At 71.4% G+C, this 23,087-nt stretch carries 21 protein-coding genes and 1 tRNA gene; 10 read left to right on the top strand and 12 right to left on the bottom strand.

Annotated elements, in window-relative coordinates; translation table 11 throughout:
* The first annotated feature begins 116 nt into the window (after positions 1 to 116).
* Together NBW76_RS13370 and NBW76_RS13365 are read left to right on the top strand one after the other, a co-directional pair.
* Positions 117 to 1,316 (top strand): NADP-dependent malic enzyme, encoded by a 1,200-nt coding sequence (locus NBW76_RS13370; RefSeq protein ID WP_055966842.1) that lies wholly within the window; start codon positions 117 to 119, stop codon positions 1,314 to 1,316.
* Between the two features lie 21 nt (positions 1,317 to 1,337).
* Positions 1,338 to 2,306 carry a zinc-binding dehydrogenase gene (locus NBW76_RS13365; protein ID WP_056553875.1) on the top strand — a complete coding sequence of 323 codons (969 nt, stop codon included), beginning with the start codon at positions 1,338 to 1,340 and terminating at the stop codon, positions 2,304 to 2,306.
* An 18-nt stretch (positions 2,307 to 2,324) separates the two neighbouring features.
* Here NBW76_RS13365 and NBW76_RS13360 read toward each other — a convergent pair whose 3' ends face one another.
* The 6 genes from NBW76_RS13360 to NBW76_RS13335 all read right to left on the bottom strand — a co-directional run bounded on the left by NBW76_RS13360 (position 2,325) and on the right by NBW76_RS13335 (position 9,810).
* Positions 2,325 to 3,458 carry an SLC13 family permease gene (locus tag NBW76_RS13360; RefSeq protein WP_056553878.1) on the bottom strand — a complete coding sequence of 378 codons (1,134 nt, stop codon included), beginning with the start codon at positions 3,456 to 3,458 and terminating at the stop codon, positions 2,325 to 2,327.
* A complete protein-coding gene (locus tag NBW76_RS13355; protein ID WP_056553881.1) occupies positions 3,451 to 4,179 on the bottom strand; it encodes an AAA family ATPase in 729 nt (242 codons plus the stop codon). The genes NBW76_RS13360 and NBW76_RS13355 overlap by 8 nt, the downstream gene beginning before the upstream one ends.
* 36 nt (positions 4,180 to 4,215) lie before the next feature.
* A complete protein-coding gene (locus NBW76_RS13350; RefSeq protein ID WP_156364744.1) occupies positions 4,216 to 4,392 on the bottom strand; it encodes a DUF6104 family protein in 177 nt (58 codons plus the stop codon).
* Between the two features lie 3 nt (positions 4,393 to 4,395).
* Positions 4,396 to 8,178 carry a multifunctional oxoglutarate decarboxylase/oxoglutarate dehydrogenase thiamine pyrophosphate-binding subunit/dihydrolipoyllysine-residue succinyltransferase subunit gene (locus NBW76_RS13345; RefSeq protein WP_056553884.1) on the bottom strand — a complete coding sequence of 1,261 codons (3,783 nt, stop codon included), beginning with the start codon at positions 8,176 to 8,178 and terminating at the stop codon, positions 4,396 to 4,398.
* A gap of 181 nt (positions 8,179 to 8,359) precedes the next feature.
* Entirely contained in the window at positions 8,360 to 9,421 is a 1,062-nt protein-coding gene (locus NBW76_RS13340) for a winged helix DNA-binding domain-containing protein (protein ID WP_162239208.1), read from the bottom strand.
* A gap of 62 nt (positions 9,422 to 9,483) precedes the next feature.
* On the bottom strand, positions 9,484 to 9,810 hold the full coding sequence (locus NBW76_RS13335) for a hypothetical protein (RefSeq protein WP_056553890.1): 327 nt from the start codon (positions 9,808 to 9,810) through the stop codon (positions 9,484 to 9,486).
* A 120-nt stretch (positions 9,811 to 9,930) separates the two neighbouring features.
* Between NBW76_RS13335 and NBW76_RS13330 the strand changes: the two genes are divergently transcribed.
* Positions 9,931 to 11,214: a glutaminase gene (locus tag NBW76_RS13330; protein ID WP_056553895.1), complete on the top strand. Its 1,284-nt coding sequence runs from the start codon at positions 9,931 to 9,933 to the stop codon at positions 11,212 to 11,214.
* Between the two features lie 10 nt (positions 11,215 to 11,224).
* Here the strand turns inward: NBW76_RS13330 and NBW76_RS13325 are convergent, their stop codons facing one another.
* The 4 genes from NBW76_RS13325 to NBW76_RS13310 form a co-directional block, all read right to left on the bottom strand.
* Entirely contained in the window at positions 11,225 to 11,671 is a 447-nt protein-coding gene (locus NBW76_RS13325) for an OsmC family peroxiredoxin (protein ID WP_056553898.1), read from the bottom strand.
* Positions 11,672 to 11,762: 91 nt separating this feature from the next.
* Positions 11,763 to 12,902, bottom strand: coding sequence for a N(5)-(carboxyethyl)ornithine synthase (locus NBW76_RS13320; protein WP_056554845.1), 1,140 nt, complete (start codon positions 12,900 to 12,902; stop codon positions 11,763 to 11,765).
* Positions 12,903 to 12,975: 73 nt separating this feature from the next.
* A complete protein-coding gene (locus NBW76_RS13315) occupies positions 12,976 to 14,022 on the bottom strand; it encodes an N-acetyltransferase (RefSeq protein WP_056553899.1) in 1,047 nt (348 codons plus the stop codon).
* Between the two features lie 81 nt (positions 14,023 to 14,103).
* Positions 14,104 to 15,120, bottom strand: a complete 1,017-nt coding sequence (locus tag NBW76_RS13310) for an LLM class flavin-dependent oxidoreductase (RefSeq protein ID WP_055966875.1) — start codon at positions 15,118 to 15,120, stop codon at positions 14,104 to 14,106.
* Positions 15,121 to 15,187: 67 nt separating this feature from the next.
* On the opposite strand from NBW76_RS13310, the gene NBW76_RS13305 reads away from it, so the two are divergent.
* Positions 15,188 to 15,625, top strand: a complete 438-nt coding sequence (locus NBW76_RS13305) for a DUF952 domain-containing protein (RefSeq protein ID WP_055966878.1) — start codon at positions 15,188 to 15,190, stop codon at positions 15,623 to 15,625.
* Positions 15,622 to 16,749 (top strand): EAL domain-containing protein, encoded by a 1,128-nt coding sequence (locus NBW76_RS13300; protein ID WP_255353920.1) that lies wholly within the window; start codon positions 15,622 to 15,624, stop codon positions 16,747 to 16,749. The genes NBW76_RS13305 and NBW76_RS13300 overlap by 4 nt, the downstream gene beginning before the upstream one ends.
* A gap of 265 nt (positions 16,750 to 17,014) precedes the next feature.
* Here the strand turns inward: NBW76_RS13300 and NBW76_RS13295 are convergent, their stop codons facing one another.
* Positions 17,015 to 17,542, bottom strand: a complete 528-nt coding sequence (locus tag NBW76_RS13295) for a MarR family winged helix-turn-helix transcriptional regulator (RefSeq protein ID WP_056553902.1) — start codon at positions 17,540 to 17,542, stop codon at positions 17,015 to 17,017.
* A gap of 76 nt (positions 17,543 to 17,618) precedes the next feature.
* Here NBW76_RS13295 and NBW76_RS13290 point away from each other — a divergent pair, with 76 nt between their 5' ends.
* Both NBW76_RS13290 and NBW76_RS13285 read left to right on the top strand, forming a co-directional pair.
* Positions 17,619 to 17,957 carry a hypothetical protein gene (locus tag NBW76_RS13290; RefSeq protein ID WP_055966889.1) on the top strand — a complete coding sequence of 113 codons (339 nt, stop codon included), beginning with the start codon at positions 17,619 to 17,621 and terminating at the stop codon, positions 17,955 to 17,957.
* Between the two features lie 90 nt (positions 17,958 to 18,047).
* The gene (locus NBW76_RS13285; RefSeq protein WP_056553904.1) at positions 18,048 to 19,370 is read left to right on the top strand and encodes a cytochrome P450; all 1,323 of its coding nucleotides are present in this window, start codon (positions 18,048 to 18,050) and stop codon (positions 19,368 to 19,370) included.
* Positions 19,371 to 19,401: 31 nt separating this feature from the next.
* Here NBW76_RS13285 and NBW76_RS13280 read toward each other — a convergent pair.
* Positions 19,402 to 19,473, bottom strand: a tRNA-Arg gene (locus NBW76_RS13280).
* Between the two features lie 81 nt (positions 19,474 to 19,554).
* On the opposite strand from NBW76_RS13280, the gene NBW76_RS13275 reads away from it, so the two are divergent.
* The 3 genes from NBW76_RS13275 (at position 19,555) to lysA (ending at position 23,086) form a co-directional block, all read left to right on the top strand.
* Positions 19,555 to 19,947 carry a response regulator transcription factor gene (locus NBW76_RS13275; protein WP_156364746.1) on the top strand — a complete coding sequence of 131 codons (393 nt, stop codon included), beginning with the start codon at positions 19,555 to 19,557 and terminating at the stop codon, positions 19,945 to 19,947.
* Positions 19,948 to 20,012: 65 nt separating this feature from the next.
* Positions 20,013 to 21,677: an arginine--tRNA ligase gene (gene argS, locus NBW76_RS13270; protein ID WP_056553909.1), complete on the top strand. Its 1,665-nt coding sequence runs from the start codon at positions 20,013 to 20,015 to the stop codon at positions 21,675 to 21,677.
* Positions 21,674 to 23,086, top strand: a complete 1,413-nt coding sequence (gene lysA, locus NBW76_RS13265) for a diaminopimelate decarboxylase (protein WP_369814984.1) — start codon at positions 21,674 to 21,676, stop codon at positions 23,084 to 23,086. The genes argS and lysA overlap by 4 nt, the downstream gene beginning before the upstream one ends.
* Position 23,087: the final 1 nt, after the last annotated feature.

Below are 23,087 nucleotides of genomic sequence, written 5' to 3'. Positions count from 1 at the left end.
GGGCATCACCTGCCGTCTCCCCGCGTCCGCGGGCCCGCCGTGCACCTACCGGTCGCGGGCCGCGTCGACGCTCGTTCCGCGAGATCCTGCCCCCTTCGAAAGAGAAGACAACCGCCATGGTCGCCCCCGACACCAGCACGCCGTTCGAGGCGTTCGATCCCGACGACCCGGTCTTCGCGCTGCACCGCGGCGGCAAGATGCAGGTGGCGTCGACCGTGCCGCTGCGCGACGCCGACGACCTGTCGTTGTCCTACACGCCCGGCGTCGCCCGGGTGTGCGAGGCGATCGCGGCCGACCCCGACATGGCCCACGACTACACCTGGGTCTCGAACACGGTGGCCGTGGTCACCGACGGCACGGCGGTGCTCGGGCTCGGTGACATCGGGCCGGCGGCGTCCATGCCCGTCATGGAGGGCAAGGCCGTGCTCTTCAAGCAGTTCGGCGGCGTCGACGCGATCCCCGTGGCGCTGGCGACCACCGACGTCGACGAGATCGTCGAGACGGTCGTGCGCCTGGCCCCGACGTTCGGCGGCATCAACCTCGAGGACATCTCGAGCCCGCGATGCTTCGAGATCGAGCGTCGCCTGATCGAGCAGCTGGACATCCCGGTCTTCCACGACGACCAGCACGGCACCGCGGTCGTGACCCTGGCCGCGCTCATCAACGCGGTCCGCCTCACCGACCGGGACATGCAGGACGTGAAGGTCGTCATCTCCGGTGCGGGAGCCGCGGGTGTGGCCATCACGCAGATCCTGCGGTCGGCCGGGGTGCACCGGATCAGCGTCGTCGACCGCCAGGGTGTCATCCACCCGGGCCGCGACGACCTGAACAGCGTCAAGCAGATGCTGGCCGAGCAGACGGCCGACTGGGCCCGCCCCGGCACGGTGGGCGACGCGCTCGAGAAGGCCGACGTGTTCATCGGCGTCTCGGGCGGCACGGTCCCCGAGGAGGACGTCGCCCGGATGGCGCCGGACGCCATCGTGTTCGCGATGGCGAACCCCAACCCCGAGGTCCACCCCGACGTCGCCCACCGGCACGCCCGGGTCGTGGCGACGGGGCGGTCGGACTTCCCGAACCAGATCAACAACGTGCTCGTCTTCCCGGGCATCTTCCGGGGCGCCCTGGCCGTCCGTGCCACGGCGATCTCCGAGGGCATGAAGCTCGCGGCCGCCCACGCCATCGCCGACCTCGTCGGTGACGACCTGAGCGAGTCCTACGTGATCCCGTCGCCGTTCGACCCGCGCGTCGCCGACGTGGTGACCCGAGCGGTCACCGAGACGGCCCGTCGCGAGGGCCTCGCCCGCCGTCCCTACTGATCCGTCCACCCGAGGAGTCGCATGTTCGCCGTCTACGCAGGTCAGATCAACCCCGAGAACCCGCTCGACGGGCTCGTGGTGGGGGAGCGTCCCGACCCCGAGGTCCCCGAGGGCTGGACGACCGTCACGGTCAAGGCCGCGTCGATCAACCACCACGACGTGTGGAGCCTGCGGGGCGTCGGCCTGCGCGAGGAGTCGCTGCCGATGATCCTCGGCTGCGACGCCGCGGGACTCGACGAGGAGGGCAACGAGGTCCTCGTGCACGCCGTCATCAGTGACCCCTCCTGGCGGGGCGACGAGACGCTCGACCCCAAGCGGTCGTTGCTGTCCGAGCGCCACCAGGGCACCTTCGCCGCGAAGGTGGCCGTGCCCGCGCGCAACGTGGTGCCGAAGCCCGCGGGTCTGTCCTTCGCCGAGGCCGCGTGCCTGCCGACGGCGTGGCTGACGGCCTACCGGATGCTGTTCACGCAGTCCGGTCTCAAGCAGGGCGACACCGTGCTCGTCCAGGGTGCCGGCGGAGGCGTGGCCACCGCCGTGATCACGCTGGCCCGCGCGGCCGGGTTCCGGGTGTTCGCCACCAGCCGTGACGAGGACAAGCGCGCCAGGGCGCTCGAGATCGGTGCGCACGAGGTGTTCGAGTCCGGTGCCCGTCTGCCCGCCAAGGTCGACGCGGTCATGGAGACGGTCGGTGCCGCCACGTGGTCGCACTCGATCAAGTCGATGCGTCCGGGCGGCACGATCGTCATCTCCGGAGCCACGTCGGGCGACGCGCCGAAGGCGGCCGAGCTGACCCGCATCTTCTTCCAGCAGATGCGCGTGCACGGCTCGACCATGGGGACGCGCGACGAGCTGCACGCCCTGGCCCAGTTCATGGACGTGACCGGCACCCGGCCGCTCATCGACAGCGAGATCCCGATGGCGGACGCGGCCCAGGGGCTGCAGCGCGTGGTCGACGGCGACGTGTTCGGCAAGATCGTCCTGACGCTCTGACCGTGGCGCCGGGTCGGCTCAGAGCACCTCGGCGGCGAGCAGCAGGCCCGTGGCTCCCAGGAGCAGCACGAGGAACAGCACGTTGACCACGGTGAACAGGCCGAGGAAGGCGCGCGTGCCGTCGGGCCGGAGCTGCTGGTAGCGGCGCAGCGTGATCAGGCTCGCCAGCGACGCCACGATCGTGCCGACGCCGCCGATGTTCACGCCCAGCAGCAGGGCGCGCCAGTCGTCGGTGAACGGTGCGAACAGCAGGGCCGTGGGGACGTTGGAGACGAGCTGGCTGCCGGCCACGCCCCAGAGCAGGACGTGCTCCTGGAGCAGGTCCTGCAGGAAGCCGCTGGCCTGGGGCACCCGTTCGAGGTTGCCGGCGAAGACGAAGAACAGCACGAACGTGGCCAGCAGTCCGTAGTCGACCGAGCGCAGAGCCCGTGCGTCGAGGACCGCGACGACCGCCACCACGACGACGCCCGCCCAGACGGGGAGTGCCCGGACGACGATCGCGACCGCCACGACGAAGAGGACGAGGTGCACGGTGGCGGGGCGCCAGCGGACCGACGTGCGGTCGGTGACCGGGGAGATCGGGGCGTTCGGCACCAGCAGGCAGGCGATCACCACGAGGACCAGGGACACCACGAACGGCCAGACCATCACGCCGACCAGCTCGCCGACGGACAGGTGGAAGTACTGGTAGAGGAAGAGGTTCTGCGGGCTGCCGAACGGCGTGATCATCCCACCGAGGTTCGCGGCGACCGTCTGCAGGACGAACACGTAGGCCAGGTGACGATCGTCGCCGGTGGCGCGCAGGGCCAGCTGGCTGAGCGGCAGGAGGGTCAGCAGTGCCATGTCGTTCGTGATCAGCATCGAGGCGACCATCGTGAGCAGCACCAGTCCGAGGACCAGCGCGCGTCGGGTACGCAGGACGGCGACCACGCCCTGGGCCGCGGCCGTGACCAGGTGGGTGCGGTCGAGGGCACCGATGACGGTGAGGAAGCACCACAGGCAGACCAGGGTGCGGTACTCCGGGTAGTCCAGGTACTCCCGGCTCGGCGGGACGAGCACGCACGTGAGCAGCGCGAGGGCGGCCGTCGCGGTGAGGAACGGGTTGGCGGTCAGCAGCCGCCGCGTGCGCGAGGTCGCCGGCGACTCACTCATCGTCGTCGGCCAGGACGTGGCGCAGGTATCGCCCGGGCGCGGCGAGGTAGGCGCGCCAGTGGTGCACCAGGTCGAGGTCGTCCCACGTGGTCTCGCGCAGTCCCCACGGACCGACCTCGAGCACCCGGGCGCCGGGCAGCGAGGCGACGATCGGCGAGTGGGTCGCGCACAGCACCTGGCCCCCGCCCTCGGCGATGTCGTGGAGGGTGCGCAGCAGCGTGAGGCTGGAGGAGAACGACAACGCGGCCTCGGGCTCGTCGAGGCAGTAGAAGCCGGGGGAGTCGAAGCGCCGGCGCAGCACCGCGAGGAACGACTCGCCGTGGCTCATCGCGTGCAGGTCGTGTCCGCCCACGCCCTCCTGGTACGTGTACCAGCCGTGCATGGTCTCGGCGCGCAGGAAGAACCCCCAGCTGCCGGTGCCGACGCCGCGCTGGAGCGTCAGCTCGTTGTGCAGCGCGGACTCGCTCGGTCGGGTGCGGTGCCAGCCCTGCGTGCTCCCGCCCTCGGGGGACAAGCCGTAGGCCATGGCGACGGCCTCGACGAGCGTGGACTTGCCGGCCCCGTTCTCGCCCACGAGGAACGTGACGCCGGGCGCGAGGTCGAGCCCGTCGCGCAGCACCTGCTGCACCGCGGGGACGTCGAGGAGCCAGGGCTCGAGGGGAGGACCGTCGCCGTGACGCTCCGGCTTCACGCGCACCACGGGTGGCTGGTCGAACCTCACTGGTTCAGTCTGGCAGCCCGCACCGACACGTCGCGCTCAGTCCTCGTCGTCGTCGAGGCGGGCCAGCCAGGTCGCCAGCCGCTCGACCGGCACCTCGAAGTCGGGGTGCTGGTCGACGAACTCGACGAGCCGGTCGGCCAGCCACGCGAAGGACACGTCCTCCTCGCCGCGGCGGGCCGCCAGCTCCTCGATGCCTCGATCGGTGAAGTACACGGGTCAGGCGAACGCGGCGTCCATGAGCTCGCGCTGCTCGACGTCGTGCCGCGCCTTCGAGCCGACCGCCGTCGTGGACGACGCCGGACGCGAGACGACCGTGAGCGAGCCGGACGCGACGGCCTCGGGGTAGTGCAGCGCCGCGTCGGGCCACGGACCCTGGTTGGCCGGCTCGTCCTGCACCCAGCGCACGGCCTTGAGGCCGCTGAACCGGGCGAGCTCGGACTTGATCTGCTCCACCGGACGCGGGTACAGCTGCTCGAGCCGCACGATCGCCGTGGTCGGGTTGTCGCCCTCGCGCTTGGCGCGCTCCTCGAACAGGTCGTGCGAGATCCGGCCCGAGCACAGCAGCACGGTGTCGACCTTCTCGGCGTCGACCGCGTCGTCGCCGATGACCGGGCGCCACTGGCCCGACGTGAACTCGTCCGGCTGCGAGGCCGCGGACTTGCGGCGCAGCAGCTGCTTGGGCGTGAACACGATGAGCGGGCGGTGCTGGCCCTCGAGCGTGTGACGGCGCAGCAGGTGGAAGTACGACGCCGACGTGGACGGCTGGGCGATCGTCATCTCGTCGTTCGCGGCGAGCTGCAGGAAGCGCTCGATGCGTGCCGACGAGTGGTCGGGGCCCTGGCCCTCGTAGCCGTGCGGCAGCAGCAGCACGACACCGGACTTCTGGCCCCACTTCGTCTCGCCCGAGGAGATGTACTCGTCGATGACGGACTGCGCGCCGTTGACGAAGTCGCCGAACTGCGCCTCCCACATGGTGAGCGCCTCGGGGCGGGCCACCGAGTAGCCGTACTCGAAGCCGAGCGCGGCGTACTCGCTGAGCAGCGAGTCGTAGATGTAGAACGTCGCCTGCTCGTCGCCGACGTGGGCCAGCGGGGTCCACTCGCTCGCGTCGTTGCGGTCGATGATCGTGGCGAAGCGTGACGAGAAGGTGCCGCGGCGCGAGTCCTGGCCGGCGAGGCGCACGGGGCGTCCGTCGAGCAGCAGCGAGCCCATGGCGAGGATCTCGCCGGTGCCCCAGTCGATCGGGCCGGTCTCGATGGACTGCGCGCGTCGCTGGAGCTGGGGCAGCACCTTCGGGTGCACCGTGAAGCCGTCGGGGACCGACGTGTAGGCCGACGAGATGGCCTTCATGGTCTCCGGCGTGATCGCGGTCTCGAGCGCACCCGCCTGCTCGGGCTTCTCGGGGTAGTCGGGGGTCCGCGTGTACTCCAGCTCGCCCGAGGACGCCTCCTTGACGTCGGCGAAGTTGCGCTCCAGCTGCGACTGGTAGTCGGCCAGGGCCGCCTCGGCCTCCTCGATCGTGATGTCGCCACGACCGACCAGCGCCTCGGTGTAGAGCTTGCGCACCGACTTCTTGGCGTTGATCGTGTCGTACATCAGCGGCTGGGTGAACGAGGGGTCGTCGCCCTCGTTGTGACCGCGACGGCGGTAGCAGACGAGGTCGATCACGACGTCCTTGTTGAACGTCTTGCGGTACTCGTAGGCGAGGTCGGCGACGCGGATGCACGCCTCCGGGTCGTCGCCGTTGACGTGGAAGATCGGCGCCTGCACCATGCGGGCGACGTCGGTGCAGTACGTGGAGGACCGCGACGACGACGGGCTGGTGGTGAAGCCGACCTGGTTGTTGACGATCAGGTGGATCGTGCCGCCGGTGCGGTAGCCGCGCAGCTGCGAGAGGTTGAGCGTCTCGGCCACGACGCCCTGGCCGGCGAACGCGGCGTCGCCGTGCACGAGCACCGGCAGCACCGGGAACTCGGCGCCACGGTTCAGGCGGTCCTGCTTGGCGCGCGTGATGCCCTCCAGCACGGGGTCGACGACCTCGAGGTGCGACGGGTTGGCTGCGACGGAGACCTTGATCGTGTCGCCGTGCTCGGAGCGGAACTCACCCTCGACGCCCAGGTGGTACTTGACGTCGCCGGAGCCCTGCACGGTGCGCGGGTCGATGTTGCCCTCGAACTCGCGGAAGACGGTGCCGGGGCTCTTGCCCGCGATGTTCACGAGGACGTTGAGGCGACCGCGGTGGGCCATGCCGATGCAGACCTCCTCGAGGCCGTCGCCGGCTGCCTCCTCGCAGATCTCGTCGAGCAGCGGGATCGTGGTCTCGCCACCCTCGAGGCTGAAGCGCTTCTGCCCGACGAACTTCGTCTGCAGGAACGTCTCGAAGGCCTCGGCCTGGTTGAGCTTGAGCAGGATGCGCAGCTGCTCCTCGCGCGGGGGCTTGGTGTGCCCGACCTCGATGCGGTCCTGGAGCCACTGGCGCTCGCCCGGGTCCTGGATGTGCATGTACTCCAGGCCGATGGAACGGCAGTAGGAGTCGCGCAGCACGCCGAGGATCTCGCGCAGCTTCATGAACCGCTTGCCGCTGCCGCTCGCGAAGGAGCCGGTGGCGAACTCGCGGTCGAGGTCCCACAACGTGAGGCCGTGCGACGCGGTGTCGAGGTCCGGGTGGCTGCGCTGGCGGTACTCCAGCGGGTTGGTGTCGGCCATGAGGTGGCCGCGCACGCGGAAGGCGTGGATGAGCTCGAGCACGCGGGCCTGGCGGTGGACCTCGTCGTCGTGGCTGACGGCGATGTCCTGGGCCCAGCGGATGGGCTCGTACGGGATGCGCAGCGCGCGGAAGATCTCGTCGTAGAAGCCCTCCTCGCCCAGCAGCATCTGGTGGAGACGGCGCAGGAACTCACCGGACTGCGCGCCCTGGATGACGCGGTGGTCGTAGGTGGACGTGAGCGTCATCATCTTGCTGACGGCCAGGTTGGCGATCGTGTGCTCGGACGCGCCCTGGAACTCCGGCGGGTAGTCCATGGAGCCGACGCCGACGATGACGCCCTGGCCCTTCATGAGCCGGGGGACGGAGTGGTTGGTGCCGATGCCGCCGGGGTTGGTGAGGCTGACGGTGGTGCCGAGGAAGTCGGAGACCTCGAGCTTGCCGTCGCGCGCCTTCTTGACCATGGCCTCGTAGGCCTGCCAGAACTGCGCGAAGGTCATGGTCTCCGCGGCCTTGATCGACGGCACGAGCAGCTGACGCTCGCCCTTGGCGTTCTTGGTGTCGATCGCCAGGCCGAAGTTGACGTGCTCGGGCTTGAGCTGGACCGGCTTGCCCTTCTCGTCGACGTCGTAGCCGGTGTTCATCTCCGGCATGGACGCGATGGCCTTGACCACGGCGTAGCCGATGAGGTGGGTGAACGAGACCTTGCCGCCGCGGGCACGCGCCAGGTGGTTGTTGATCACGACGCGGTTGTCGAAGAGCAGCTTGACGGGGACGGCCCGCACGCTCGTGGCGGTAGGGACCTCGAGGCTCGCGTCCATGTTGGCCGCGGTGCGCGCGGGCGCACCCTTGAGCGGGACGCGCTGCACCTCGCCCGGACCGGACGGGGTGGGCGCCGCGGACGCCGCAGCCTTCGGCTCGGCCTTCCTGGCGGCGGGCTGTGCCTTCTTCGCCGGCTCGGCGCTCTTGGCGGACTCAGGCTTCTCCGCGGCGGGCTCGGCCTTCTTGGCAGCGGGCTGCGCCTTGGGGGCCGGCTCGGGCTTCTCGGCGGCGGGCTGCGCCTTCGGGGCCGGCTCGGCCTTCGCGGCGGGAGACTTCGTGGCCGTGCTGCCGTTGGCCGACGGGGCGCTGCCGTTGCTCGCGGCCAGCGCTGCTCCGTCGCCCTCCTCGAAGAACGTCACCCAGGTCTGGTCGACGGAGGAGGGGTCGGCCCGGTACTGGTCGAACATCTCCTCGACGAGCCACTGGTTCGTCCCGAAATCGGGGGTTGACGGGTCATGTGAGGACTCGGCCACGGCCTCGATCGCCTCTTCCGGTTGGTTCCCTGCGCACTGGACACGGTGCGGCTCCAGGGTAGCGCGGAGGGTCCGACGCCGAACGCCCGGTTCGACCACCGCGGAGCCGTGCTCTCACCGTGCCACGGCGTCGTCGACGGCGCAGCGTTTCGCGAGCCTCGAGACGGTGCTCGGGGCAGGCTCAGGACACCGCGACGCGGGCCTCGGCGTGCCCGTGGAAGGTGGCGAGGGCCTGCGCCTCCTCGTCGAGGGCCGAGCGGTGTCGCGGCGACAGCGACGCGTCGGTCCGCACCGTGACCTCGAGCCGACCCGCGCTCACCGAGCGGTTCCAGCTCCCGGCGAGGCGACCGTCGAGGACCAGGATCCCGACCCCACCCAGGACGTCGTCGTAGCGGGGACCCACCTCGGCCCGCAGGTCGCCGTCGCGCGCGTGGGAGATCAGCTCGTCGAAGTTCGCGAGCAGCAGCACCGGCGGGACGTCGACGCGCTCGGACTCGAGGGCGCCGGCATCGACGTCGGTCCACAGCGAGCGACCCGCGACCTGCACCTCGTGCAGGCCCGCGTCGACGAGGGCGCGCCGCGCCTGCGTGAGCGTGAGGCTGGACCACCAGGCGAGGTCGGCGGCACCGGCCGGCCCGTGTCCGCGCACGTAGGTGGCGGCCAGCCACGCCCGGGCTGCCTGGGCGTCGAGGGGGGACGGGGTGAGGACGACGGGGTGGTAGCGGTGCTGGGTGCCGGGGTCGCGCCGACCCGCGATCTCCCCCCGCAGCTCCGCCGCCATCACGACGTGGGCCAGGACGTCGCCCCGGGCGGGCAGACCTGCGGCGGCGAGGCGGTCGGCGATGACGTCGCGGGTGCACCCCGGCGTCTCCCGGACCGCGGCGGAGACCACCTCGCTCGAGGCCACGAGGGTCGCCTCGTCGACACCCTGACGACGGACGTGCGGGACGACCTGGGCCATCACGCGGTCGCCCGCGGCGGCCACGACGAGCGGGAGGTCGTCGAGGTGCACGTGGTGCCAGGTCGTGCGCAGGGCGTGGGTCCGCACGACCCGGCCGACGTCGAGGGCGTCCAGCACCTGGGTCAGCGTGGCGCCGCACCGCCGCCCGATGCTCCACGGCGCCGTGGTGTGCTCCTGCGACTGCACGGCGCCGAGGTGGCGCACGACCGCGACGGGATCGGGCAGGCCGGGTCCCACGAGTCGTTGCGACCGCAGGCGGTAGGGAGCGAGGGACTGGCGCACGGGGCCATGGTGACACCGCGCGCGGACATCACTGCCCCTCGAAGAGGCTCCGACGTCCCGCGTCAGTCGCCGAGCACGACCTTCACGGCCTCGACGACCTTGGCCCCCGCCTTCACGTTCTTGCGGCCGTCGAGGAGGGCCTTGGGCTTGTCGTCGAGGCCACCGGCGACGACCTCGAGGTTCGCGCCGCTGGCGGCCGGGGTCACGGTGGCCAGGTACTCGTGGCCCCAGGAGAAGGCGGTCTTGCCGCTCGTGAACGCGATGGTGCGCGACGCGTCGTCGCGCGTGGTGAGGGTGTAGGAGCCGGACTCGACGGTCTCGACGAGTGCACCGAAGGTGCGGTCCGCGTCGTGCGACGTCGTCACGGCGGTGGTCTTGGGTGCGTGCATGGGGCTGCCTCCCGATCGTGCCGGGGCTCGTCCCCGACGCCTCCGACGCTAGAGGCGCGCGGCGACGGGCGGCTGCACCGGGGTGGCAGCCGGCGTTCGTGTCCGTGGCAGCATCGCGCCATGAGGACACCCGTTCCCGACTACCTCGACCAGGTTCTAGCCGAGTGCGACGCCGACGACGGTGCCGTGGCCGACTACATCCCCGAGCTCGCGCAGGCCGACCCCGACCGTCTGGCCATCGCGGTGTCCACGCTCGACGGGACGGTGTGGACCGCCGGTGACGCCGGGTCGTCGTTCTCCATCCAGTCGATCTCCAAGCCGTTCACGTACGCGCTCGCGATCGCGGACCAGGGTCTCGACGGGGTGCTGCGAACGATCGACGTGGAGCCCTCCGGCGACGCGTTCAACGAGATCTCGCTCGAGCCGTCCACGGGGCGGCCGCGCAACCCGATGATCAACGCCGGCGCGATCGCGGCGCACGCCCTCGTGAAGGGTGACGACGCAGAGGCGCGCTTCGCGCGGATCCTCGCGCTCTACTCCCGCCTCGCCGGGCGCGACCTCGACGTGGACGAGGCGGTCTTCACCTCCGAGCTCGACACGGCCGACCGCAACCTGGCGATCGCGTACATGCTGCGCACGGTCGGGACGCTGGAGGCGGACGCGCCCGACGTGGTCCGCGGCTACACCCGTCAGTGCTCGGTCTCGGTGACGGTCTCCGACCTCGCTCGCATGGCCGCGGTGCTCGCGGCGCAGGGGCGTGGACCGGACGGGACGCAGCTGCTCGAGCCCCACGTGAGCCGTCAGGTGCTGAGCGTCATGGCGACCTGCGGCATGTACGACGCCGCTGGGGACTGGCTGACCACGGTCGGGATCCCGGCCAAGAGCGGCGTGGCTGGCGGTCTCATCGGCGTGCTGCCCGGACAGGTGGGCATCGCCGTCTTCTCGCCGCGGCTCGACCGCCACGGCAACAGCGCCCGTGGGGTCAGGGTGTTCGAGCGGCTCTCGCGCGACATGGGTCTGCACCTGATGGAGGTCTCCGAGGCGGCGCGCTCGGTCGTGCGTCGGTACGTCGCGGACTCCGGCTCGGCGGTGCACGAGGTGTCCGGCGACCTGCGGTTCGTCGAGGCCGAGCGGGTGCTGCGCAGCCTCACCGAGGAGCCCGAGGGCGCCGGGGTCGTCGTGCTCGACCTCGAGCGCGTGCACCGGGTCAACGACGTGGCCCGGCGGATGCTGCTGGAGGGGATCCGGCGACTGCACCTCGACGGCCACGAGGTCCGGCTGGTCGACCCGTCGGAGGCACTCGGAGGGGGACACGGCGAGGCCGGTCGTGGCGCGGGACCGGACAGCGGCGACGGCTACGCCCCCGAACACTTCGAGGACGCGGCCGCCGCCGTGCGCGGCTGACGTCTGCCGGTCAGCTCTCCAGGGCGGCGTCGAGGGTGATGTCCTCGACCGACGCGAGGGCCTTGCTGATGGGGCAGCCGACCTTCGCGGCCTCGGCGGCCTCCAGGAAGCCGGCCTCGTCGACACCGTCGACCTCGCCGCGGACGGTGAGGGCGATCTTCGTGATCTTGAAGCCGCCGTCGGCCTCGTCCTTGCCGAGCGAGACGTCGGCCTTCGTCTCGATGGTGTGGACGGTCGCGCCCTTCTGGCCCAGCAGCGCGGTCAGCTGCATGGTGTAGCAGGACGAGTGCGCCGCCCCGAGCAGCTCCTCGGGGTTGGTGGCGCCGCCGCCGTCCTCGGACGAGCGCTTCGGGAACGACATCTCGAACGTCCCGAGGCCCGAGCTGGTCAGCTCGACCTGGCCGGAGCCGTCCTCGAAGCCGCCGTCCCAGGCGGTGCGTGCGGTGCGTGTGGGCATGACGTGCTCCCTGTGTGTCGATGAGTGGGTCACCCCGACGCTACGGTCCCGCGCGACGACCGCAACCCGGTTCCCACGGCTCGTTCCGGGTTCAGACCCGTGCGTGGGGATGCTCGGCGCGGCGGCCCTGGAACGACAGGATGGCGGGGTTCTGCACCACGCCGTCGCGGACCTCGATGGCGCGGCGCACCGTCTCGTCGGCCTCCCACGACTCCGGCCCCTCGAGCACCGTCTCGACGAAGGGCAGCAGCGCCTGGCTGACCTCCCACGTGGCCGAGCTCCACAGGTAGGACGGGCTGTGGTCCACCGCGTAGTGGGTCACGTGCTCGCCGACGGTGAACGTGGGCACGTCGAAGCTGGTGGGTCGGGCCCAGCTGAAACCCATCGCCTCGTCGCACGAGACGTCGACCACCAGGGTCCCGTCGCCCGCGTCCAGCAGGGGGAGGTCCTGTTCGGTCAGGAAGGTCATCGGCGACGTCGGGTCCTGCAGCACGCAGTTGACGATGACGTCGTGGCCCGCCAGGAGCGCGGGCATCGGCAGCCACTCCCCGTCGACGTGGGCGCGGCTCTCGGCCGGCGAGGCGGCGGGGTCGAAGTGGACGATGCGGGCGGAGTGGATGGGCGCGCTGACGGCCGCCACGCCACGCTGGGTGAAGATGTCGACGTCGTGCACGCCGTGGGCGCCGAGAGCCGTGACCGCGCCGCGGGCCGTGGCTCCGAAGCCGATCACCGCTGCGGTGAGGCGCCGGCCGTAGGTGCCGGTCAGGCCGCTGAGGGCCAGGGCGTGCAGGACCGAGGCGTACCCCGCCAGCTCGTTGTTCTTGTGGAAGACGTGCAGCAGGAAGGCGCCGTCGCCGCTCCAGTGGTTCATCGACTCCCACGCCACGACCGTCAGGCGGCGGTCGATGGCGGCCTGGGTCAGCTCGGGGTCCTGCACGCAGTGCGGCCAGCCCCACAGCACCTGACCTTCGCGCATCTGGAGCAGGTCGGCCGGCTGCGGCTTGGTGAGCAGGATGACGTCGCACCGTGCGATGAGCTCTGCGCGCGTCAGCAGGCCGCCCACGTGAGGGCGCAGGTCGTCGTCGGAGAAGCCGAAGTCGTGCCCGTAGCCCTCCTCGAGGAAGACGTGCGGTCGCACCTCGGAGGACAGCCGGTCGAGGTGCCGCGGGTGGAGTGGCAGGCGCCGCTCGTTCTCCTTGCCGGTGCGTCCGATGACGCCGAGGTCGAGCATGCTCACGTGGGCTCCGTCGTGGATGTTTCCACAGAACCGCTGCTCGGCGACGAGAAGCCCGTCGCCCTCGACACTACGCCTCCAGGGTGAGGTCCTTGAACCACGAGTCGGTCACGTAGTCCGTCTTCCACCCGAGCGACAGGTAGAGCTGGTCGGCCGACGTGGGGGAGTCGTCGTCGACCTCGAGGCCGACCCTGTTCCGTCCGCGGCGCGCGGCGTCGGCGATGACGACGGCGAGCAGGGACTTGGCGACGCCACGTCCGCGTGCGTGCCGGTTGACGCCGATGTACTCGACGTACGAGCCCTCGGGTCCGCCGTCCTTGCCGGGCAGCACGGAGCAGACCACGGTGCCGGCCGGAACGTGCTCGCCGTCCTCGTCGGTGACGTAGGCCAACCACCACTGGTCCCAGCGGTGTCCGGGCTCCTCGCGCATGCGCTGGACGAACTCCGGGAACGACTCGCGGTAGTTGTTGAAGTGGTCCTCGAACGACGTCTCGAGCATGTGGTGCACGGTCTGCAGGTCCGCGGCGACCGGGAACCCGTTCTCGTGCTTCTCGACGGTGCGCACGAGCACGCCCTCGCGTGGCTCGAGCTCGGCGTCCTCCGGCGTGACCGGGCGCTCCATGTGCAGCCAGGTGCGGCGCTTGGCGTATCCCGCGTCGCGCAGCCAGCCCGCCTGCCGGGTGTCGCCGCCGAACGGGCTCTCGTCGAGCCGGGTCTCGGTGATGCCGCGGATCCGTGCCATGAGGGTCGCGACGTCCTCGGCCCAGGCGTAGAAGATGCGGGCGATCTCGTCGACCTCGGCGACGTCGCGGTCGAAGTAGCCCCACACGAGCGCACGCCCCGCGGCTCGGTCGTGCACCGTGATCCAGGCCCGCGGCACGTCGTCGTCACCCACCGCGACGAGCTGACGTCGGGTCCACGACGCCTGTCCGGCGACCTCGTTCTCGATGCCCGCCGGGTCGACGTGCGCCTCGCCCGTGCCCTGGAGCTCGTCGAGGTGGCGCAGCGCCACGAGGGCCTCCACGTCCCCGTAGGTGGGGACGCGGGCGACCCACGGCACGGGCAGCTCCGGGACGTCGGGCTCGGTGGACGGCACGTTCTCGTCGGCTGGGCTCATCGAGACACGAGTCTCCCACTTCCGCCGCCCGGCGCGCACGGACCCTCGTGTGCGCCCCCAGGACGAGGGCCCCGGGCCGACTCAGCGCCAGCCGAGCTCGGGCGCGACGTGCTTCAGGATGCTCTCCACCACGTGGGCGTTGTACTCGACGCCCAGCTGGTTGGGCACGGTGAGCAGCAGGGTGTCGGCGGCCTCGACGGCGGAGTCCTCGCGCAGTTGCTCCACGAGCTGGTCCGGCTCGGCTGCGTAGGTCTTGCCGAATCGTGCGCGGCCACCGTCGATGTAGCCGACCTGGTCGTCCCCGCCCGAGCCGCCGAAGTACGCACGGTCACGGTCGTCGACGAGGGCGAAGATGCTGCGGCTCACCGACACGCGCGGCTCGCGGTCGTGCCCCGCCTCCTTCCACGCGTCGCGGAACCGCTGGATCTGCTCGGCCTGCAGCTCGTGGAACGGCACCCCGGTGTCCTCGGTGAGGAGCGTGGAGCTCATGAGGTTCATGCCCTGCTGCGCGGTCCACTCGGCGGTCGCTCGGCTGCCGGCGCCCCACCAGATGCGGTCGCGCAGGCCGGGGGAGTGCGGCTCGGGGCGCAGGAGGCCGGGAGGGTTGGGGAACATCGGACGCGGATTCGGCTCGGCGAAGCCCTCGCCCTCCAGCACGTGGAGGAGCACCTGCGTGTGCTGGCGTGCCAGGTCGGCGTCGCTCTGGCCCTCGCTCGGCACGTAGCCGAAGTAGCGGTAGCCGTCGATCACCTGCTCCGGTGATCCGCGGCTGATGCCGAGCTGGAGCCGACCGTCGCTGATGAGGTCGGCCGCCCCCGCGGTCTCCGCCATGTACAGGGGGTTCTCGTACCGCATGTCGATGACGCCGGTGCCGATCTCGATCCGACTCGTCCGCGCGCCGACGGCGGCCAGCAGAGGGAAGGGCGACGCGAGCTGCTGGGCGAAGTGGTGCACCCGGTAGTAGGCCCCGTCGCCACCCAGGTCCTCCACGGCCTCGGCCAGCTCGATCGACTGGTGGAGCACGTCGGAGGCGCTGCGCGTGGCCGAGTGCGGCGAGTCCGACCAGTGCCCGAAGGAGAGGAAGCCGATGTTCTTCATGCCCACGTCAAGCATCGGGACCGGCCCGACATTCCCTCGTGACCGATGGTCATGGTCCGATGTCCTCGTGACCGCAGCCGACGACACCGCTCCCACCGGCCTCCTGCACCTGGTTCCCGCCTCCGACTGGACGGCCGAGCCCGACCGCCCCTACGCGCCGGCGTCGCTGGAGGCCGAGGGCTTCGTGCACTGCTCGCCCGACGTGGCCACCACGCTGGCGGTCGCCACGGCGTTCTACTCCGATGCGCCGCGTCCGCTGCTGGTGCTCCACCTGGACGAGTCCCGACTGCGGGCTCCCGTCGTGCGCGAGGCGGCCGTCCCGGTGCCGCCGCCGGGCGTGGGGGACGACGTGCTCTTCCCCCACGTGCGCGGGCCGCTCGACCGCGACGCCGTGGTGCGGGTGCAGCAGGTCGTGTGGAGCGGTTCGTCCGCGGTTGACCTCGTGGAGTCCGCACCTGCGATGATGGGCGTCACGGTTCGGGGCACGGATGGGCGTGGTGTGTGAGCGAGACACGATCGGATGCACGGACGGCGGCGACGTCCATGGTCGAGCTGGTGCGCCGCGAGCTGGGTCTCAACGTCGCCTTCATCAGCGAGATCGAGGGTGACCGGCGCACGTTCCGGGCGCTCGTCTCCGACGTCGACCTGCCCATCGAGATCGGCTTCAACGAGCCGTACGAGGGCACGTACTGCGAGATGATCACGAGCGGGAAGCTCGAGGAGGTCGTCCCCGACACGTCGCGTGACCCGCTCACCGTCGATGCGTTCCACACCTCCTACCTGGGCATCGGCGCCTACGTGGGCGTGCCGATGATGCGCCGCAGCGGGGAGCTGTTCGGGACGCTCTGCGCGTTCTCGCGGAAGCCACGCCCCGACCTGTCGCCCGCCCAGGCGGAGGTCCTGCGAGCCACGGCCGTGCTCATCATGCGGCTGATCGAGGTGGAGGAGGAGGTCGACGGCAGGCTGCGCGACCTCGCCGCCACGGTCGACGAGGCGCTCGAGGCCGGGACGACGATCGACCTGCTGCCCGTCGTCGAGGTCGCCACCGGGGCGGTCGTCGGCCACGAGGCGGTCGCCCGGTTCGGCGACGGGGTGCCGTTCCGCCGTCGGCTCGCCGAGGCCCGCGAGCTGGGTCGAGGGGTCGAGCTGGAGCTGTCGGTCCTGACCCAGACCCTTGCGGCGGTGGAGGACTCCACCGTCCCGGTGGTCAGCACCTCGCTGTCGGCCGAGGCGCTCCGCGATCCGGCGTTCCAGGCCCTGATCTCGGCCATGCCGCCCTCGCGGCTCATGCTCCGCTTCGACGTCGACGAGAAGATCGACGACTACGAGGAGCTCACCCACCTGCTGCAGCCGCTCCGTCTGCTCGGAGCCCGGGTCGCGGTCGACCGCGTCGGCGACGGGTCGGCCGACCTGCGCCACATCCTGCTGCTCTCGCCCGACGTCATCCGCATCGATGCCTCCCTCGTCCAGGGCCTCTCCGAGGACCCGAGCCGACGGGTGCTGGTGGAGTCGATCGCGACGCTGGCCGCGAAGATCGAGGCCGACGCCGTCGCGCTCGGGGTGTCGTCGGACCAGGACCTGGCCTGGATGGAGGAGCTCGGCATCACCCACGTGGTGCGCGAGCTCTAGCGCTGGGCTCCGGCCGTCGCCGACGAGCGGAGAAGTTGGACGTCCGTATCCTCGAAGCGGGCTCGCACCCACGTGAGCCCGGGGCGCCCCTGCTCTCCTTGTACGAGAGCAGGGGCGCTGCCACCGCTTCGCTACCAGGGGATGACGCGAGCGGCGCGGGGCTGACACTAGGGCCTCGGGACCCCTCTGAGTGCTTCTGTCGCGAGAATGTCACCGAGAGTTACATTTCTCACGTGCCTGGCCAACCTGGTCTCGGCGAGGCCGGTCAGCGTGGCGGGGAGGACAACCCCGCGCGCCCCGCCCGTCCAGCCAGGGTCTGCGCCAGCATCACGCGGTCAGGGTCGAGCGAGACGAGGAGCAGGCGGCACAGCTCGGAGAGTCGGGCCATCTGGTCGGGATCGAGGGCATCGGCGAACAGGCGTCGCACCGTGCGCAGATGACCGGGTGCCGCCTCGGCGAGCGCGCGGACCCCGGCCGCGGTGAGGCGGGCGTGTCGAGCGCGTCCGTCGCTCTCGTCGCGGACCCGTTCGACGAGTCCGTCGGTCTCGAGGCGGCCGACCACGCGCGACAGGCGAGCCGCGGTGGCGTTCGTCTGCGCGGCGAGGTCGGACATGCGCAACGAGCGGCCGGGCGCCTCGGCCAGCTGCGCGAGTGTGAAGTAGTCGAAGAAGGTGAGCCCGGAGTCGCGGGACAGCTGGGCGTCGAGGGCAGCGGGGAGCAGCTCGGCCAGGGCGACGAGGTCGAGCCACGCGTCGGCCTCCGACTCGGAGAGCCACGCTTCGCGGGAGGGCATGGTCCGACCCTACCGGCATGGTTGTAGGTACAAGTACCATGGAGATAGTTGTACCTACAAATATCTAGGAGTCTCCATGACCGTCCACGACCTCATGCCGGTGCGCCACCGACAGCGAGCACGCGGCACGCCTGCCGTCGACGCGCCGATCGATCGCGTCCCCGCGGACTCCGCCGGGCGCACACGTCGCCTCACCGCCACCCTGTGGGCGATGCTCGCCCTGTCCTACGGGGCGGGGCTGTGGCGGCTTGCCGCCCTGCGGGACGCCGGCGTGCCCTCGACGTCGCCGGGCGCCGCGATGCTCGGCGCCCTCCTCGCCCTCATGGCGATCGGCCTGTACGTCCTCACCTTCAGCAGGGCCCACGCCGCGTCGACGACCGCTCGGGAGTCCGAGGCGGACCAGGGGCGCCCCTGAGTCTGCGGCGTGTGGGTCGGCAGATCGCCGTGCGCCTGGGACTTTGCGATACTCGCGGTATCCGACGCTGACGGCACGACAGGAGACGGCATGTCGATCCAGCACCAGATCAGGTCGCAGGCGGGGGCCCGCGCGGCCAGCACCCTGCGGTGGGGCCTCGGGCACGCCCTGCCCAGGGCTGCCATCCGTGGCTCGTCCAAGCGGGGCGACCTGCACGGTCGTCTGATCGAGGCGTCCGACGAGGCCGAGACCTTCGCGCTGTTCGACCAGATCCGCGCCGGGGGACCGCTGCACCGCGCGAGGTTCGCCTACGTCACGGCCACGCAGCCGGTGGTCAAGGAGGTGCTGACGAGTCCCGACATGCGGACCGGCATCGACTTCGGGCCGGGCGGACCGCTGGCCAAGGTCAGTGGCTGGGCCTTCCGGTCGGCGCCGCTCGGCCCGCTGACCCCGCCGTCGCTCCTGGTCACCGAGCCGCCGGACCACACCCGGTACCGCAAGCTCGTCACCCGCGTCTTCTCGGTGAAGGCCGTGCAGGGTCTGCGGGAGCGCACCCAGCAGATCGCCGACGAGCTGCTCGACGGCCTCGACCCGACCCGGCCCGTGGACCTGGTCGAGGCCTACTGCTCGCAGCTGCCGGTCACGGTGATCGCCGAGATCCTCGGTGTGCCGAGGGAGGACCAGCACCGGGTCCTGCGCTTCGGCACCGGCGCGGCGCCCTCGCTCGACCTCGGGCTGTCGTGGTCGGTCTTCCGTCGGGTCGAGTCGTCGTTGACCGAGTTCGACCGGTGGCTCGAGCAGCACATCGAGAAGGTGCGCCGAGAGCCCGGGGACGACCTGCTGAGCCAGCTGGTGACCGCGCACGACGACGGGGAGGTGCTGAGCGACGCCGAGCTCAAGTCCACCGCAGGGCTGGTGCTGGCGGCCGGCTTCGAGACGACGGTGAACCTGCTGGGGAACGGGATCCGGCTGCTGCACGACCACCCCGACCAGCTCGCCGTGCTGCGCGAGGACCCCACCGTGTGGCCGAACGCCGTCGACGAGGCCCTGCGCCACGACCCGCCGGTGCTCCTCACCGGACGCATGGCGGCGCGTGACACCGAGATCGCCGGCGAGCGAGTGCCGCGCGGCTCGATGATCACCACCCTGCTGGCCGGTGCCAACCGCGATCCCGAGGTCTTCGCCGACCCGGCGCGCTTCGACGTGACCCGTGCCAACGCGGGCGACCACGTGTCGTTCTCCTCGGGACGGCACTACTGCCTCGGAGCGGCGCTGGCCCGCATGGAGGGCGAGGTCGGCCTGCGCACGATCTTCGAGCGGTTCCCGGACCTGCGGCTCGAGCCGGGCGCCACTCGCCGACCCACCCGCATCCTGCGGGGCCACGCGACGCTCCCGGCCACGCTCGCACCGTGAGTGCGCCGAGGCTGCGGCCACGACGCACGAGTGCCCCCGGGAGGATTCGAACCTCCGCTTCCGCCTCCGGAGGGCGGCGCTCTATCCCCTGAGCTACGGGGGCCTGATGGGTACCGCGCGAGGGCGGAACCCGATCTGGCCGAGTGCGGTGTGAGCCTACCGCACGGCCGATACCGTGGGACCCGTGCCCACCGTCCTGGTTGCCGACGACACGCCGTCGATCCGGTTCCTCATCCGGACGAACCTGGAGCTCGCCGGGTTCGACGTCGAGGAGGCGGTCGACGGTCTGGACTGCCTGGAGAAGCTTCGCGAGTCGGCCGACCGAGGGAGCCTCCCCGACGTGATCACGGTCGACGTGATGATGCCGCGGCAGGACGGTGTCAGCACGGTGCACGCCATCCGGTCGGACCCCCGGCTGCGGCACCTCGGCGTGGTGATGGTGACCACCCAGAACCACCCGGCCGACGTCCAGCGGGGTGTCAAGGCCGGCGTCGACGCCTACGTGACGAAGCCCTTCGACCCCGACTTCCTCGTGGCCACGGTCCGCGACGTCATCCGCCAGCGCGCGCAGGGCTGACCGGGCAGCACCTACGGGTCGTTCCCGCGGCGCGGCGGGGCGTCGCTGCTCGATAGGCTGGCCGGGTGACTCCCGAGCAGCTCAGCGACGTGATCGTGTCCGCCCTCTCCCGGCTCGCCGACGAGGGTCGTCTGAGCCTGCCCGACGGCGTGCCGACGCAGGTGCACGTCGAGCGTCCGAAGGTCAAGGAGCACGGCGACTACGCCACCAACATCGCGCTGCAGCTGGGCAAGAAGGCCGGGCTGAACCCGCGCGACCTGGCCACCGACCTGGCCGCCGTCCTTGCCGAGCACGACGGCGTCAGCGCGGCCGAGGTCGCCGGGCCCGGGTTCCTCAACCTGCGGGTCGCCGCCTCCGCCCAGGGACAGGTCGCCGAGAAGGTGCTGCAGGGCGGAGCCGACTACGGCCGCAGCGACCTCTACGCCGGCCAGAAGGTGAACCTCGAGTTCGTCAGCGCCAACCCCACCGGGCCGATCCACATCGGCGGCGTGCGCTGGGCCGCCGTGGGCGACTCGCTCGGCCGACTCCTCTCCTTCGCCGGCGCCGACGTCACCCGCGAGTACTACTTCAACGACCACGGGGCACAGATCGACCGGTTCGCCCGGTCCCTCCTGGCGTCCGCCCGCGGACAGGACGCACCGGAGGACGGCTACGGCGGCCAGTACATCCACGACATCGCCGCCGACGTCGTCGCCAAGCACCCCGACGCCGCCTCGCTCCCCGACGCCGAGGCCGTCGAGCTGTTCCGCGCCGAGGGCGTCGACCAGATGTTCGCGGAGATCAAGGCGTCGCTGCACGACTTCGGCGTCGACTTCGACGTCTACTTCCACGAGAACGACCTGCACGAGTCCGGTGCCGTGGATCGCGCCATCGCTCGCCTCGACGAGCTGGGCAAGATGTACGAGCGCGACGGCGCTCGCTGGCTGCGCACGTCCGACTACGGCGACGACAAGGACCGTGTGGTCGTCAAGTCCGACGGGCAGGCCGCGTACATCTCCGGCGACCTCGCCTACTACCTCGACAAGCGCGAGCGCGGTTTCGACCGGTGCCTGATCATGCTCGGCGCCGACCACCACGGGTACGTCTCCCGGATGCTGGCCATGTGCGCGGCCTTCGGTGACGAGCCGGGCGTCAACCTCGAGCTGCTCATCGGGCAGATGGTCAACCTGCTGCGCGACGGCCAGCCGCTGCGGATGAGCAAGCGGGCCGGCACGGTGATCTCGCTCGAGGACCTGGTCGAGGCCATCGGTGTCGACGCCGCCCGGTACGCGCTGGCGCGGTACTCCACCGACTCCCAGATCGACCTCGACCTGGACCTGTGGGCGAGCACCACGAACGACAACCCCGTCTACTACGTCCAGTACGCGCACGCCCGCCTGTCGAGCATCCTGCGCAACGCCACCGACCTCGGCATCGAGCACGGGCTCGACCGGTTCGACCCGGGACTGCTCGAGCACGAGAAGGAGGGTGACCTCCTGCGGGCGCTCGCCAGCTTCCCCGAGGTCGCGGCACGCGCCGCCGAGCTGCGGGAGCCGCACCGGGTGGCTCGCTACCTCGAGCGGACCGCGGCGGCGTTCCACGCCTTCTACGCCGTCTGTCGGGTGCTGCCCCAGGGCGACGAGGACGTGAGCGACGTCCACCGCGCGCGCCTCGTCCTCGTCGACGCCACGCGCCAGGTGGTCGCCAACGGTCTGGCGCTGCTGGGCGTCTCGGCCCCGGAGCGCATGTGATGAGGTCCCACGAGGCGGGCGCCCTGCACGGACAGGCCGGCGACCGCGGACCCGCCTGGCTGCGCAAGCCCGACGACGCCGACGCGCTGGTCCCGCACCTGTGGGCCCAGAACGTGTCGAAGGTCGACGGCGTGGTCACCGTCGCGGGGGAGCCCGTCACCGACCTCGCCGAGGAGTTCGGGACCCCGCTCTACGTCATCGACGAGGACGACTTCCGGGCCCGGGCCCGGGCGTTCCGCGACGCGTTCCCCGACGCCGACGTCTACTACGCCGGCAAGGCGTTCCTCTGCGTCGCGACCGCCCGATGGGTGAACGAGGAGGGCCTCAACCTCGACGTCTGCACCGGGGGTGAGCTCGCGGTCGCGCTGCGCGCCGGCTTCCCTCCGGCCCGCATCGGCCTGCACGGCAACAACAAGTCGGTCGCCGAGCTGCGCCGTGCGCTCGAGGTGGGGGTCGGGCGGATCATCGTCGACTCGCTCGAGGAGATCGACCGTCTCCAGGCGCTGACCGCCGAGACCGGGCGCGAGGCCGCCGTCATGGTCCGCGTCACCGCCGGCGTGGAGGCCCACACCCACGAGTACATCTCCACGTCGCACGAGGACCAGAAGTTCGGCTTCTCGATCGCCGACGGTGCCGCGCTCGCCGCGGTCCGTCGTGTGCTCTCGGCGCAGCGTCCTGAGGGTGGGGGCCTGCGGCTGCTCGGCCTGCACTCGCACATCGGGTCGCAGATCTTCGTCACCGACGGCTTCGAGGTGGCCACGCGGCGCGTGCTGCGGCTGCACGCCCAGATCGCCACCGAGCTCGGCGTCACGCCGCCCGAGCTCGACCTCGGCGGGGGGTTCGGCATCGCCTACACCACCCAGGACGACCCGCGCTCGCCCGAGGACCTCGCCGGCGGCCTGCTCAAGATCGTCGACGACGAGTGCGCGGCGATGGGTCTGGAGGTCCCGCGCATCTCGATCGAGCCCGGCCGGGCCATCGCCGGCCCGTCCACGTTCACGCTCTACGAGGTCGGCACCACCAAGGAGGTCGGTCTCGACGGCGGCGCCTCGCGTCGCTACGTGGCCGTCGACGGCGGGATGAGCGACAACATCCGTCCCGCGCTGTACAGCGCCGACTACTCCTGCACCCTCGCGTCGCGTCGGTCCACGTCGCACCCGGTGCTGAGCCGCGTCGTCGGCAAGCACTGCGAGAGCGGCGACATCGTGGTCAAGGACGAGTACCTCCCGGCCGACGTCGCTGCGGGCGACCTGCTGGCGGTGCCCGGGACCGGCGCCTACTGCCGATCGCTGGCCAGCAACTACAACCACGTGCCGCGGGCGGCCGTCGTCGCCGTCCGCGACGGCGAGGCTCGCCTCGTGCTGCGCCGCGAGACCGAGGACGACCTCTTCACGCTCGACGTCGGCTGAG

The organism is Aeromicrobium sp. Leaf245 (genome assembly GCF_942548115.1).
GTDB lineage: Bacteria > Actinomycetota > Actinomycetes > Propionibacteriales > Nocardioidaceae > Aeromicrobium.
Note: the sequence above shows the minus strand (reverse complement) of the source record. Positions and strands in the feature narration are given on the sequence as shown.

Excerpts from the sequence above, each read along its gene's own strand:
- NBW76_RS13290 (WP_055966889.1), top strand. The coding sequence starts at position 17,619 with ATGACCGTCCACGACCTCATGCCGGTGCGCCACCGACAGCGAGCACGC.
- NBW76_RS13320 (WP_056554845.1), bottom strand. The coding sequence starts at position 12,902 with ATGCTCGACCTCGGCGTCATCGGACGCACCGGCAAGGAGAACGAGCGG.
- NBW76_RS13370 (WP_055966842.1), top strand. The coding sequence starts at position 117 with ATGGTCGCCCCCGACACCAGCACGCCGTTCGAGGCGTTCGATCCCGAC.
- NBW76_RS13295 (WP_056553902.1), bottom strand. The coding sequence starts at position 17,542 with ATGCCCTCCCGCGAAGCGTGGCTCTCCGAGTCGGAGGCCGACGCGTGG.
- NBW76_RS13315 (WP_056553899.1), bottom strand. The coding sequence starts at position 14,022 with ATGAGCCCAGCCGACGAGAACGTGCCGTCCACCGAGCCCGACGTCCCG.
- NBW76_RS13325 (WP_056553898.1), bottom strand. The coding sequence starts at position 11,671 with ATGCCCACACGCACCGCACGCACCGCCTGGGACGGCGGCTTCGAGGAC.
- NBW76_RS13285 (WP_056553904.1), top strand. The coding sequence starts at position 18,048 with ATGTCGATCCAGCACCAGATCAGGTCGCAGGCGGGGGCCCGCGCGGCC.
- NBW76_RS13365 (WP_056553875.1), top strand. The coding sequence starts at position 1,338 with ATGTTCGCCGTCTACGCAGGTCAGATCAACCCCGAGAACCCGCTCGAC.
- NBW76_RS13335 (WP_056553890.1), bottom strand. The coding sequence starts at position 9,810 with ATGCACGCACCCAAGACCACCGCCGTGACGACGTCGCACGACGCGGAC.
- NBW76_RS13360 (WP_056553878.1), bottom strand. The coding sequence starts at position 3,458 with ATGAGTGAGTCGCCGGCGACCTCGCGCACGCGGCGGCTGCTGACCGCC.
- NBW76_RS13310 (WP_055966875.1), bottom strand. The coding sequence starts at position 15,120 with ATGAAGAACATCGGCTTCCTCTCCTTCGGGCACTGGTCGGACTCGCCG.
- NBW76_RS13330 (WP_056553895.1), top strand. The coding sequence starts at position 9,931 with ATGAGGACACCCGTTCCCGACTACCTCGACCAGGTTCTAGCCGAGTGC.